This window comes from Desulforhabdus sp. TSK (assembly GCF_022836495.1).
Classification (GTDB): domain Bacteria; phylum Desulfobacterota; class Syntrophobacteria; order Syntrophobacterales; family Syntrophobacteraceae; genus Desulforhabdus.
In genome coordinates this window covers 71,954-85,501 of record NZ_BQXM01000002.1, presented here as the reverse complement: position 1 = coordinate 85,501, position 13,548 = coordinate 71,954, and the positions used below count along the sequence as shown (strand labels likewise).

Sequence of the window (13,548 nt, the reverse complement as noted above, 5' to 3'; positions counted from 1 at the left end):
AATGGCGCTCGGTCAAGCAAAGATATCCTGCTTGGACCGGTTTTGGCAACTCCCCATTTTCAGCGTCAACGACCCGAAAATCCGGGCGATCCCCCTTCCGGGAAGTGCCGATGCGGTCGCAGCAAGCCGCAGGGAGAATTGTACAGCTCATGAAATAATTATTTTTTATTCAAAGCACTTATGTGCCCGATCCCCCATCGTGGCAATAAGTTTACTTTTCCCGGCGGATTTGTTAATCATGTAAGCCTCAATCGTTAATCTTTCATGGAGCTTAAGCTTATATGCCCGATTCCGCGTCGTTGCTCGGATTGTTTCAAAAGGAATTTTCTCTGCAGGACGATCAGGTCAAGCAACTGCAGAAGGCATATTTCACGCAGGGCATTTCGCTGATGGATGCCTTCGAGCAGGTCGCCATCACCGACGAGAACCGGATACTTCGTGTGCTCGCCGACCGGCTGCAGATCCCGCTCCTGGAACGGGAGGATTATCCCGAGAAGCCGGTGCTCCTGGAGGGAGTGTCCATGTTCTTCCTGCGCAAGCACGCTGTGCTGCCCATCCAGGTAGACAGCGGGCGCGTGCGGGTGGTCGTGAACAACCCCCTGAATCTTCCCGTCTTGAACATACTGGGGAATTATTTTGCGGGCATGGAGCTGAATCTCTGCCTCGGGCAGCGTGAAGAAATCCGCACCGCCATCGACCGCCTGTACGGGACTGCGGCGCGAGAGGCGGAAGCCCTCTCCAGAAATGGAGAAGGAAATCTCCTCAATACCGACCTGTTCGAAGAGGACCTCGAGCACCTCAAAGGCCTGGCCCAGGAAGCTCCCATCGTCAGGCTGGTCAATGTGCTCATCTCCCGCGCCCTCGACATGCGTGCTTCGGATATTCACTTCGAGCCTTTCGAACATTCTTTCCAGGTTCGAGGTCGGGTGGACGGGGTGCTCTTCGACCTGGACCAGCCCCCCAAGACCATGCAGGCCGCCATCATCAGTCGTTTGAAGCTCATGGCCAATCTCAATATCGCGGAGAGACGCCTCCCGCAGGATGGTAAAATCAAACTGAAATTCGGCAACCGGGAAGTGGACATACGCGTTTCCACAGTCCCGACCATATACGGCGAGAGCATTGTCCTGCGGCTTCTCGCCCAGGAATCGGTGGATTACAGCCTGACTTCGGTGGGCATGGATCCCGAGCAGCTGAAGATCATCGAAGAGCTGATCGAACGGCCTTTCGGCATGATTCTGGTGACAGGGCCGACGGGGTCGGGGAAGACGACGACCCTTTACGGGGTGCTGAAGAAGCTGAACAACATCACGCGAAAGATCATCACCGTGGAGGATCCCGTGGAATACCAGATCAACGGGATCAACCAGATCCAGGTGAAGCCCCAGATCGACCTCACCTTCGCCAACACGCTCCGTTCTCTCGTCCGCCAGGACCCCGATGTCCTGCTCATCGGTGAAATCCGCGACAAGGAAACCGCCGACATCGCCATCGAATCGGCGCTCACGGGACACCTCGTTCTTTCCACGCTCCACACCAACGATGCTCCCGGGGCCATCACGCGCATGAGAGACCTCGGCATCGAGTCTTTTCTCATGGCGGACAGCCTCCTGGCCATCATGGCCCAGCGCCTGGTGCGGGTCCTCTGCCCCCACTGCAAGGATGCCTATCCGGCGAGGGAAGTGGACATGATGCGCATGCGCCAGGTCCTGCCCGACCTTCCGGACTCCGTGACTCTCTATCAAAACAAGGGATGTGAAAAATGCGGATACACCGGCTTCCGAGGGAGGCAGGGCATTTTTGAGGTCCTCCGCGTGAGCGAGGCCATCCGCTCTGCCATCGTGGCGGAAAAGGCCGCCGGAGACATTTCCCATCTCGCCTTCAAGGAAACCTACCGTCCGCTGCTCCACCATGGATATCGCAAGGCGATCGAGGGCATCACCACCTTGTCCGAAGTCCTGCGGGTCACGAGTCTCTCCCTGGCGGGATAGTCCATGAGAGTGAATCGTCAGAGCAAGGCATGGCGCCCGGCAGGCCCAAACCGTTCAATGGCGGGGGATGAGTGACAGTTTATGGGTTATTTTCAATACCAGGCAAGAGATGGGCAGGGTGAGATGCACAAGGGCGTCCTGGAAGCCCTTTCGGAACAGGATGCGGCCAGGAAGCTCAAGTCGGGGCGGCTCTATCCCGTCAAAATCAAGGCCGTCAAGAGCGGCAGAGGGCGCAGAGTCCCCGAGGAGCATATCATCCGGTTCTTTTATGATCTCTCGGACCTGCTTTCCGCGGGGCTTCCCCTGGACCGCGCCCTGGCGCTCATCAGCACCAACCAGACACACAAAGTCTTTCAGCGCGTGGTCAAGGACCTCCTGGAGGAGGTTCAGGGGGGAAGCGACCTGTCGGGGGCACTCGGCAAGTACCGGGACATTTTTGGAGATCTTTCGGATCACATGGTTCGAGCGGGAGAAGCCAGCGGCACCCTGGGTCCCATCCTGAAGCGGCTGGCGCAATACCTGGAACAGCGCCGCACCTTCAGACAGAGCCTCATTTCCTCCATGATCTATCCCGCCATACTTTTCGGCACCAGCATGCTCTCCATGGTCGTGCTCCTCGTCTATGTCATCCCAAAATTCGCCCAGATCTTTCACGATCTCAATCAGAAGGTTCCGTTCCTGACGGAGATACTCCTCCAGACGGGGATCCTCCTCAAAGAGTATGGCTGGGTGATTCCTTTGCTGATGGGCATCGCCTTTTTTGGAGGCCGCGCCCTCTACCGGAATCCCACGGTGCGCAAAAAAATGGATCAAATCCTCTTTCGGGTGCCCTTCACGCGGTATTTCATCGTCCACAGTGAGCTGACGCGGTTTTGTCGAACCCTGGGAACGATGCTCCAGTCGGGTGTTCCCCTCCTGCGCGCCCTCAGCCTGGGACAGGAACTGCTCTTCAATACCGTATTGAAGGAAACCCTCGGGTCTCTCCACAGGGAAATCAAGGTAGGGCATTCCATGAGCAATTTCTTCCGGGCTCAACAGGCCTTTCCCGCGCGCATGGGAACCATGCTGCGCATTGCCGAGGAGCAGGGGAACCTGGGCGAGGGGCTCCTGGGACTGGGCGATCATTTCGAAAAGGAGCTGCAGCGCAGCCTCCAACGCCTGATGACATTGATGGAGCCCGTCGTGATCCTCGCCACGGGCCTCGTCATCGGAGTGATGGTTCTCAGCATGTTCACGGCAATTTTCGGCATCAACGAGATTCAGTTTTGAAATGAAGACAGCCCTGGTCCCGCCTCTCCTCCGGGGAACCGAGGTGACGCAGAGGGCAGGCGCCTTATTTTTTTCATTGAAAGACGGATCTTTCCGATCCATTTATGGAAACGGATTAAAGATATGCGGCTCGCATCCCTGAAGCGATCCTTGGGGTTCACCCTCATGGAGCTCATGCTCGTCCTCATTATCCTCACCCTGACCATCGGGCTGATCATTCCCAGAATTGGTGCCGGGTGGAAGCGCATGGAGGACCGCGACGTCCTGCAGGACATCACTCAGACCCTCAAAAGGGGAAGGCTCCGTGCGATGAATTCCGGGGAAATCATCGCTTTCAGGATCCGCGGCTCCGAAAAGCTTTTCGGTCTGGAGCTTCCTCCGGCGCATCGCATTCCTGAAAATGTGGATATTTTCGCGGATCACCTGGAGCAAGACCCTGAAACCGGCGACCATGTCATCCTCTTTTACCCCGATGGAAGCATTTCCGGAAGCGATCTAGAGGTGGTCTTTGACCAGCAGCGCAGCTTTCGCATTGCGATCCATCCGCTCTTCGGGACCGTTAAACTGTCTCGATCCGAGTCGCGCTGACCCATGAGCCTCTCGTCTCTTTTCCAAGGCAGAGCCAAGGGTTTCACACTCCTGGAAGTCATGGTGGGTCTCATCGTGGGGACCATCGTTGCCGGTGGAGTCATGGGACTCATTTCGGTCTCCTTGCAGTACAAACAAAGGCTGAAGGAAAAAAGCCGGATTCAGCCCGTCCTGGAAGCTGTGGCCCAGGCCATTCTCGCCGACCCGAGACAGGCAGCCGAAGGCAACCTGAACCTGAGCGCCCTGAAGGACGCTCCTCCCGTAGACATTTCAGTCGTCAGAGTGGCCGAAAGGCAGCAAAGCGGCAGCAATCGCATGGATCAGCTCTATCGTGTCCTTCTGGCCTGCAAGGGGCAAATGCTGGAATTCAGCGTCATCATTCCCCGGTCTGAATTTCAGTGAGGCGGCATGGAATTCCGGAGCGTCATGAGACATCACCCACGGGAAGGAGCCGCTTTCCCCAGCGGAAGCAGCGGAAAGGAAACAGTCCAGGGCCCGGCGGGCTTCACACTCCTGGAACTGGTCCTGGCCACCCTCATTGCCTCTCTTGTCATGGGGATCCTGGCCTCGGCCCTGACCTTTTCCCTCCGCGTCTGGGAACGTGAGCAAAGCCGCAAAGGGAACGAAGCACCGAGCATGATCGAGCTGCTCAAAAGGCAGCTGGCCAATGCGGATCCCGTGAATATCCTTTCCGCAGGTGAATCCCGCCCGTTGTTCCAGGGTGACGAACATTCCATCACCTTCACAACCGCCTATTCGGTCAGAGCCATTTCCAAGGGCGCTCCGGTCGTGGTGCGGTACTTTTATGACCCTGGAGAACGGCTGCTCTATTATGCGGAAATTCCCCTCGATCCCTACCACGGTGATGCCGTCGACGGCTTCCTGAACCTGCAGCCCGGCAGGGAGAGCAAAAAAGGCTCCCTGTTTCATTCCGTTGGAATGACAAGTTTTTCATTGAGTTATGAACAAGCCGAACGAGAGGGGTTCGGTTCTCCGAATACGGACGGCGTGTACCCCGATGCCATTGTTGTCACGTGGAGTGCCGATGAGGATGCATCGCCTCACTACGCCCTGATTCGGCCCAACTCCTTCTTCCGGCGGGTTCCCGAGCAGGGCGGTTTGAAAGGATCGGGATCCTTTCAATAGGAACCGAAGGCAAAGGAAGTCAGCTCAGCATGATGCCGTGTCAAGACCAGTACACGACTGAAAAAAAGACTGCCCCCCTCGGGCACATGCGCCTCCAGGGAGAAGAGGGCGTGGTGATCATTTCCGTTTTGTGGATCTGCGCCCTCATCATGTGGTTTGCCCTTCAAATCGGCGCAGAAACCAGGCTGCAGGGAGAAGAGGAACTGCATCACCTCCGGTGGTCCCAGGCATTCTACCTGGCCACGGGCGGGTGCTACGAAGCCCTGGCCCGCATGGGATCAGCCCCACCGTCGGGTTTTGAGGAGACGTCGGAACAGGACTGGCAGCCCAACGGAGTGCCCCACGTCGTAGACTACCGCACCGGTCAGGCCATGGTGATGATTGAATCTGAAAACCGGAAAGTCAACGTGAACCTGGCCGGCCACGAACAGTTGAAGGCAGCCCTGGAGAAAGCCGGTTTGAACGAAGGCGACGCCGACGTCCTGGCCGACCGCATCCGGGATTTTATCGATCAGGACGATATCCCTGGATTGAAAGGTGCGGAAAAAGACCGCTACGCAGCCGAGGGGCTGTCGTACGGCCCCTTCAACGGGCCCCTCACCAGCCTGGACCAGCTGCTCCTGGTTCCGGGGATCACCCAGCAGATCTTTTATGGTTATGGAAGCCGGGATGACACCCTCCAGGAGGAATATGAATCGGGGATTTACATTCCCCCTGCCCTGCCCAGACCCCATTCTCTATTTCAGGTGCTGACGGTTTATGGTAAAAACACCTTCTTACAAGACAACGAAGAAGATCAAGAAGCCATCAGGGAGAACATCACCTGGGAGAATGGAGGAATTTATCGCATTCTCTCCGCAGGCATCACATCCTCAGGCCCACCGGCCGTGATCATCTGGCTTACCGTCCGATCGGCTCCTGAAAAGGAGGAAGGCTATGAAGTGCTGTACCGCAAGATCCTTTAGCAGCAAGACGACGTGAAAGGGAAAAAGGATGCTGAAAGGCTCCACCAAGCATCGAACCAAAGAGCTCGTGGCCGTCTATGTCGAGCCCCGGCGCATGGAGCTCCTCCGCGCTCACCGGCAATGGCGGTCCTGGGTGATCGATTCCGTAGAAACATTTCCCATCGCCCCCGGCGAGAACGTGCTCGATGCTCTACAGCGGCTGAACGTACGCCCGAAAGGCCGGGCAGGTACGTCGCTCCTGCTGTTTTTGCCCCATCTTTTCTACAACTTTCACCGGGAGCATTACCCCTCGACCCTTGAAGACCAACTGGATGATGCCCTCGAATTTGACTGGCAGGAAAACATCTTCTACGAACAGGGACGCACCATTCATTTTGCAGGACAGCCCCTGCGCCTGGACCACCAGATCTCTGTTCCCATCTTCTCTTTACAGAACGATCTCCGCGATAAATTCCAGCAAGCCCTGAATGGAGAAGCCTTTCAGACATTTGCCGTGATGCCCGCCGCGTTCCTTTACACCACCTTCCTGCCCCCCGCCGGGGGCGACCAGGAGGCGCCAGCCCTCCAGATTCTCGGGCGTGTCCTTGACCCGGAGCACATGGAGATTCACCGTTTTTACGGGGGGCAGTTTCTGGATTCCATGATGGTAGGGAGGCAATTGTACAGCCTCGCCCTTTTCCAGGAAAATCTGCTGTGCGCTCAGGAAGGAAGGGAAGAGGGCCCCATCCCCATCCAGGTCATTTGCTCCGACGAAGAAGACGGTGAAGGTCTCCGAGAGAACTGGAACGTGGAAGCCCTTCCCCTCCAGGAGCTTCCGGTGCGGGGCGCCATGGTGCTGCCCTGGGTCAAGGATCTCCTCACGCAGGATCAGGTGAAGGCCTTTGACACCCAGCTGCTCCTGAAGCCATGGGAAGTCCCCAAAATCGTTTATCCGGTACTGGCGATGGTGGGCATTTTCGCCACGTACGCCTTCTTCCAATTCCACGCCTCCAGCAAGCTGCAGGAGGAATCGCGCGTGCTGAAGCGGCAGACGATGCAGTTGGAGACTCAATGGAAGCCCATCGAAGAGCTCCAGACGCGCATCTCGAAATTCGAGCAGGATCAGAAAACCCTTTCCGAATTCAACGCCCAGGGGTATCCCCTCCTGGAATTGCTGACCCTGCTTACCCAAGTTACCAACGAAGAGACGTGGCTGAACTATTTTTCCTTGAAAAAGGGGCAGATGATGCTGCGCGGTGAGAGCAAATCCGCCATCAAGTACCTTTCCGAGCTGTCGAAAGTCGAGGGCTTCCAGGATGTGAAGTTTGCCTCCCCCGTTACGCGCAACCCCACATCGGACCAGGAGCGGTTCAACCTTCAACTGGAGGTCAACCTGGAGAAGCTGAAAAAAACGATCTCCGACCTGCAGATTGACAAGACCGTTGAGGAAATCCCGCAGGGCACGGCAAGTTCAGTACCGGCGGAAGCGGCGGAAGGAGCTGGGGCCGAGGAGCAACCCGCTGCTGAGACCGCAGAAGTTCCGGAAGCACCGAAAGGCAACTAAAATCATGGTATACCGTTTCCCGTCCTGGACGGAGCTCAAAAAACAGCGTCTTGTTCTGCTCATCTCCTTCGCCACCCTGCTGTTGCTGATGGTGGTCTACGTCATCTGGCTGGCGCCGGTTGAATCCGAAAAGAACGATCTCCAGGCGAAGGTCAAACAGCAGACGGAAATCATCAAGAAATACAGGGAGAAGCTGGAACAGGCTCAAACCATCAAGGACAACCTGGTAAAGAAAGAGAGCGAGCTCCAGGAAATGCAGAAGCGCCTCTTTCGCGGCAACGACCCTTATCAGCTGGCGGCATCCCTGGGAGAGAGGCTTTCCTCCAAAGGGGACAGCCAACAGAAGCTCGACATCAAAACCTACCAGGTTTTGGAGAGCAAAGAATATGGTCTATACCAGGAAGTCCATTTGCGGTTCAATTTCATGACCACCATTGAAGGACTCCAGTATTTTCTCGACCGTGTGCGAAAGTTTGAAACGGCGATGCAGGTACAGGAGATCAATATTCAGAGGATCCAGCGCAAGTCGGGCCCCGACCTTGTGATCAACGTGATACTTGCGGCCTTGATGGAAAAGAAAGAAAAATCTTAAAACAAAGCTCACTTTTCGTATACCCCCAGGAGAGGTTCGTTTATGAAAATACGCCAGGCCGTCCCACTCGCTATGCTGGCTTTTGTCATTCAGGCTTGTGCAAGTACGACTCAGGGTCCTTACACCAAAGCCACGACCAACAGGTCCCTTCTCACTCCGCCTCATGTGTCCGAGGCTGCCGCCCCGGCCGAATCCACCAACGAAGAAGAGCCCAAGGCAGCACCCAAACGCCCTCCCCTGCCGAGCTTAACCGGAACCATCCAAACGGGCCTCTTGGGGTTCACCTCCCAGACAAAGGCACCGAAGACCACCTTTCCTGAAAGGGACAGGCAGAAGATCAGCTTTCTGTTCGAAAAGGTCGATGTGGCCGAAGTCACCAGCCAGATATTTGGAGACTACCTCAAACTGAACTATGTCCTGGACCCGACTCTGCAGGGACGCATCAGCTTCTATCTGGAGGGAGAATTTTCCAAAGAAGATCTGTTCCAAATGATTACAAGAGCTTATGCTGCCAACAACATATCGGTCGTCGCCCGTAACGGAGTCTACTACATTCAACCGCTCCAGAGGAGCGCCAGCAGCAGTCTTCCCCTTGCCAGCGAATTCACCCTCAAAACGGCGGCCAACGGCGCACAGCCCGTTATCGTTATTTACAGACTGCTCTTCTTGGATGTGAAGCAGGCGGTCAACACCATCAAATTTTTTCTGACCCCCGGACGCCCCATCACGTCGGACAGCATGACCAACAGCGTCATTTTCGTGGACGACACGGACAATGCCAGAACCATTGTCGACATCCTCAAGTCTCTCGACATCAATATTCTCCAGGAAGTCAGCATGGAAATCATTCCCCTGCAGGCCATCACGGCGCAGGATGCCGTGCAGGGGATGGAGTCGCTGCTGGGCAAGCTGAACCTCGTCAAAGAGAGCTCCATCAAGAACAACATCGCGTTCATCCCCCTGCAAAACTTCGGCGGCGTGCTCGTTCTGGCCCAGAGCGCCGAGCTGCTCAAGACTGCCAAGTATTGGCTGACGGCTCTGGATGTCCACAGCCAGGAAAGCGGAGAGCAGATTTACGTGTACTTTGTGAAGAATGGACTCGCGGTCGACCTGGCAGGCATTCTCACTCAATCCTATGGCCTCGAGGCTCCCTCTGGCGCCGGACGGCTGGATCAGCAGATCGTCCAGTCGGGACGGCCCTTTGGCTCATCCTCCAGCAGGAGCTCTTTCGGTTCGGGATCGAGCGGCTTTGGTGGATCCAGCTTCGGGGGCTCCACCAGCCGCAGCGGTTATGGAACTTCAGGTTCCTCCTTATCCGGCGGAGGGTTCGGCGGTTCATCCTCTTCCATGGGCACGACGGGGGGCTCCCTTTCTTCGGGGACTTCATCACAATCTCGGCAAGGGGCCCGGGGGGGCAGCGTGAGAACCGGCGGCGCCTACACGAGGGTTTCGAATGGGGACGCAACGGGCACGTCGCTGACGGGCGAGGTGGCCATCATTCCTGATGAAGTGAACAACGCCATCGTGGTACGGAGCAATGCGGCCGATTACGCCAGGATCAAGAAAACCATGGAGACTTTGGATATTCTGCCCCGCGCCGTGCTCATCGAAGTATTGATTGCAGAGGTTGCCCTGAACAAAAACATCGAGTACGGACTGGAATGGTTTTTTAAAGACATCGGAATGGACATCGGAGGCAAAGGCGGCAAATTCACCGCAGCCCATGGGACGGCTGACGGCTCAGCCCTGACTGGCGCCGCTTCCGGGGGACTCAGCCTTTTCTGGGGGAGCGTCGATGGGAAAATCGCAGCCCTCATCAATTTGCTCGCCAGCAAAACGGATGTCAATGTGCTGTCGACTCCTACCCTGCTTGCCACGGACAACAAGGAAGCATCCATCCAGGTGGGCGGTCGCGAACCGGTTCCCACCGGTTCTTACAGCAGCGACACGAACACCAACAACGCTTTCACCACGATTCAATACGAGGAAACGGGTATCATCCTGAACGTCGTTCCACATATCAATGAAGGAGGACTGGTGCGGCTCGAGGTGGAACAAACCATCCGGAGAACGGATCAGCAATCTGTGACTGTTGGAGCCAACAATACGGCTCCTCGATTTACAGAGCGAAATGTCAAGACCACACTGCTGGCTCAAAACGGCTCCACCGTCGTCATCGGCGGCATCATCGAGCAAACCGACAGTGACCAAAAGAGCGGAATCCCGCTTCTACAGGATATCCCTGTTATTTCTCCCCTATTTTCCTCGAAAGGCAAGAAGAAAATCCGCACGGAGCTCATCATTGCCATCACACCGCATGTGGTGGATCATCGAGAAACCGGCGGCAGTTCCAGGGAGTTCCTGGAGCAGCTGAAGAAACTTCGCAAACACGTCGAAGGATAGAGTGCAGGAGAGCCCGGAAGCCTCTGCAGGAGATGCTTCCGGGATATGCTCATGCCAGCTGCGCAAGGAGTTGAGAGAAATCTGAAGGGATCGGAGCATCAAAGCTTAACGCCGCCTGGGTGATGGGGTGATGGAAAGCCAGGCGCCGGGCGTGCAGCATCTGGCGCTCCACGTTCAGCAGTATCGACTGCACACTTTGGCATTTCACGGAGCGCGCCCGCCTTCTGCCCCCTCCGTATGTCTCGTCCCCAACGATGGGATGGCCCATGTGACTGAAATGCACTCGAATCTGATGGGTCCGGCCGGTTTCGATGGCAACGCGCACGAGGGTCAGTTCCTCCCATGCCTTTTCCACCTTCCAGCGGGAAATGGCCTCGCGCCCTTTTATCCGTGAAACCGCCATCTTCTTTCGATCGACGGGGTGCCTGTCCAGCTGTGTCCGGATTTCACCCTCCACCGGAAGCACCTGTCCATACACCAAAGCCAGATATTCTTTTTGGACGGTGTGGTCTTTGAATTGCTGAATGAGATTGAGGTAAGCCCGCTCGCTCTTGGCAGCCACAAGAGCCCCGGACGTATCCTGATCGAGGCGATGGACGATGCCCGGCCTCAGGGGCCCCCCCTGCATGGCCAGGTGTGCGCAATGGGCCAGGAGGCCGTGGACAAGCGTCCCGGTTTCATGGCCGGCCCCAGGGTGCACCACAACCCCTGGCGCCTTGTTGACGACGATGATGTCTTCATCTTCGTAAAGCACTTCCAGGGGCATGGGCTCGGGTGTCAGCCGTTCCTCGGACCCTGGAGCCGGCAACCAGACGGAAATTTTATCACCGTAGCGCAGTTCATAGCTCGCTTTTACCGAAACCCCGTTCACCAAAACGGAGCCCTCTTGAATGAGCTTTTTGAATTGGCTGCGGGAATGGTCCTGGCTCTGAAGACTCAGATAGAGGTCCAGGCGCTGGGGCTCCCCTCTGAACGTGCAGGAGAGATCCGGATCGGGCAATGCCTCACGACCTGCTGTACTCACTGAAAAAAACCTTATTGAACCAAAACCTGGCAGCTGATGGCGATGGAGGCCATGAACATCCATCCAGAGGCTGGAGCGGCGGCATCCTTCAATGCTGCTGCCGGGAATGGTCTCCATCCTTGAGGGTCGTAAAGATCAGACGGCCCGCAGTGGTTTGCAGGATACTGGTGACAGAGACGTCCACTTCCTTGCCAAGATGCCTGCTGGCATTTTCCACCACGACCATGGTCCCGTCTTCCAAATAGGCGATTCCCTGTCCGTGCTCTTTGCCCTCTTTGAGGATCTGCAGTCGAAGGATTTCACCGGGCAAAACCACCGGTTTCAGCGCACTCGCCAGCTGGTTGATGTTCAAGATCCGGATTCCCTGAACCTCCGCCACCTTGGAGAGGTTGTAGTCATTGGTGACGATCTTGGCGTTCAGGCGCAGGGCCAGAGCCACCAGTTTTGCATCCACCTCGCTCAGGTTCTCAAAATCCTGCCGATCAATGCGGATCTCCACCATATTTTCCTGCTGAAGCCTTTTGATGATGTCCAATCCCCGCCTGCCGCGAACACGGCGTGTCGGATCGGGGCTGTCGGCAATATGCTGCAGTTCCTGAAGGACAAATTCCGGAATCACCAGGACCCCTCCCAGGAAGCCCGTTTCCACGATATCCGCAATCCGACCATCGATGATGACGCTCGTGTCCAGGATTTGAATGTAATGACTGCTTCTGGATGTTCCGCGCATGGGCCAGGACCAGTTGGGCATCCGTATTTCTTCAATCTTGATAGTGCCGAGCACCATTCCGATGTAGCCGAAAATACATGTTAAAACGATATAAATGGAAACACTGATCGTATTGTTCTGCAGTCCTGTCAGGCCAAAGCCGATGAGTTTTGCCACGAACAGTCCCAGCATCAGGCCGATGGTTCCACCAAAAAGAATTTTCAGAGGAAGATGTTTGATGATTTTCTCAACGGATAATGCCAATAATGCGAAAAGAATACCAACCATCAAGCCGACCCACGGCGCCCAGGGAGCCCAGGAGAAATGCTTTAAACCTTCTAATTGATCGGCAATAAAATACCCCCCCGCGCTGCAGATGATAAACAGCAGCACTTTCAGTACGAGCCAAGCCCATCTCAATCGTATCACCCCCTTTCTATCTGGTCTATAACACTTTTACGGAACAACGATTCAGCAACGAGACTGCCCTGCCGGAAGGTTAGATCTGCAGCCTGGAGGATCAAGGGTTCACATGCACAAATCACTTCAGTATTTCGAAGATTTCCCGTTCCACCTCTTCCTCGGGAATGTCCTGGACAATGGAGAGCTCTTTCAAGAGAAGGGTCCTGGCAGTATCCAGCATTTTTCTTTCGCCGAAAGACAGCTCCTTATCCCCTTTGAGAACTGTCAGGTCGCGAAGCACCTCGGCCAGTTCATAAATGGACCCGGTCTTGATCTTTTCCATGTACTCACGGTAGCGTCGATTCCAGGTTCCGCCATTGACCGAGACCTCTCTGGATTTGAGGATTTCATACACTCTTGAAATATCACTGGTATCCAGCAATTCTCTCAGGCCCACAGCCTCCGCATTGTGTATGGGGATCAGGATCTTCATGTCATTTTCCAATATGCGCATGATATAAAAGTCCTGTTTCTTCCCACCAATGCTCTTCGTTTCAATGGACTCGATTCTCCCCACACCATGAGCAGGATAAACAGCTAAATCACCAAGCTTAAACATCACTTCCTCCGTGCTCTCGGTCATTCAAGGCTTATCTCTAAAAGATTTCAAACGATTTTAATTCTATCACCAGTCTAAGGACGTGCAAAGACCTAAGCGAAGAATAAAGAGATGCAAGAGGGGTAAGATCGAGAAAGGATAAGCTTTATTAATATTAAATGGAGATTACCGGTTGAATCCGGCCGAAAATGAGGCAGGCAAACAAGGAATCGGCGGTCTCGCCCCCCTGAAGCCCCGCTACGACTGAAAGCCAGTCGGTTTATTGCTGTTGACTCAGCGCCACCCCGATGAAAACCG

The 13,548-nt window shown here is 55.5% G+C and carries 12 protein-coding genes; 9 read left to right on the top strand and 3 right to left on the bottom strand.

Annotated elements, in window-relative coordinates:
- Positions 1–281: 281 nt before the first annotated feature.
- From MWC30_RS01760 to gspD, 9 genes are all read left to right on the top strand, one after another.
- Positions 282–1,991, top strand: a complete 1,710-nt coding sequence (locus MWC30_RS01760) for a GspE/PulE family protein (RefSeq protein WP_244082430.1) — start codon at positions 282–284, stop codon at positions 1,989–1,991.
- An 81-nt stretch (positions 1,992–2,072) separates the two neighbouring features.
- The gene (locus MWC30_RS01755; protein WP_244082429.1) at positions 2,073–3,260 is read left to right on the top strand and encodes a type II secretion system F family protein; all 1,188 of its coding nucleotides are present in this window, start codon (positions 2,073–2,075) and stop codon (positions 3,258–3,260) included.
- 123 nt (positions 3,261–3,383) lie between these two features.
- Positions 3,384–3,848: a hypothetical protein gene (locus MWC30_RS01750; protein WP_244082428.1), complete on the top strand. Its 465-nt coding sequence runs from the start codon at positions 3,384–3,386 to the stop codon at positions 3,846–3,848.
- A 3-nt stretch (positions 3,849–3,851) separates the two neighbouring features.
- Positions 3,852–4,250, top strand: a complete 399-nt coding sequence (locus MWC30_RS01745; RefSeq protein WP_244082427.1) for a PilW family protein — start codon at positions 3,852–3,854, stop codon at positions 4,248–4,250.
- Positions 4,251–4,274: 24 nt separating this feature from the next.
- Positions 4,275–4,994 carry a type II secretion system protein J gene (locus MWC30_RS01740; protein ID WP_244082426.1) on the top strand — a complete coding sequence of 240 codons (720 nt, stop codon included), beginning with the start codon at positions 4,275–4,277 and terminating at the stop codon, positions 4,992–4,994.
- 29 nt (positions 4,995–5,023) lie between these two features.
- Positions 5,024–5,959, top strand: a complete 936-nt coding sequence (locus MWC30_RS01735) for a general secretion pathway protein GspK (protein ID WP_244082425.1) — start codon at positions 5,024–5,026, stop codon at positions 5,957–5,959.
- Between the two features lie 28 nt (positions 5,960–5,987).
- Positions 5,988–7,502 carry a PilN domain-containing protein gene (locus MWC30_RS01730; RefSeq protein ID WP_244082424.1) on the top strand — a complete coding sequence of 505 codons (1,515 nt, stop codon included), beginning with the start codon at positions 5,988–5,990 and terminating at the stop codon, positions 7,500–7,502.
- A 4-nt stretch (positions 7,503–7,506) separates the two neighbouring features.
- Positions 7,507–8,094, top strand: coding sequence for a GspMb/PilO family protein (locus MWC30_RS01725; protein WP_244082423.1), 588 nt, complete (start codon positions 7,507–7,509; stop codon positions 8,092–8,094).
- 42 nt (positions 8,095–8,136) lie between these two features.
- Complete coding sequence (gspD, locus tag MWC30_RS01720) at positions 8,137–10,497, top strand: type II secretion system secretin GspD (RefSeq protein WP_244082422.1); 2,361 nt, start codon at positions 8,137–8,139, stop codon at positions 10,495–10,497.
- Positions 10,498–10,546: 49 nt separating this feature from the next.
- Here the strand turns inward: gspD and MWC30_RS01715 are convergent, their stop codons facing one another.
- The 3 genes from MWC30_RS01715 to MWC30_RS01705 form a co-directional block, all read right to left on the bottom strand.
- Positions 10,547–11,521 carry an RluA family pseudouridine synthase gene (locus tag MWC30_RS01715; RefSeq protein ID WP_244082421.1) on the bottom strand — a complete coding sequence of 325 codons (975 nt, stop codon included), beginning with the start codon at positions 11,519–11,521 and terminating at the stop codon, positions 10,547–10,549.
- An 88-nt stretch (positions 11,522–11,609) separates the two neighbouring features.
- Positions 11,610–12,518: a PIN/TRAM domain-containing protein gene (locus MWC30_RS01710; RefSeq protein ID WP_244082420.1), complete on the bottom strand. Its 909-nt coding sequence runs from the start codon at positions 12,516–12,518 to the stop codon at positions 11,610–11,612.
- 253 nt (positions 12,519–12,771) lie between these two features.
- Positions 12,772–13,251, bottom strand: coding sequence for a CarD family transcriptional regulator (locus tag MWC30_RS01705; RefSeq protein ID WP_244082419.1), 480 nt, complete (start codon positions 13,249–13,251; stop codon positions 12,772–12,774).
- Positions 13,252–13,548: the final 297 nt, after the last annotated feature.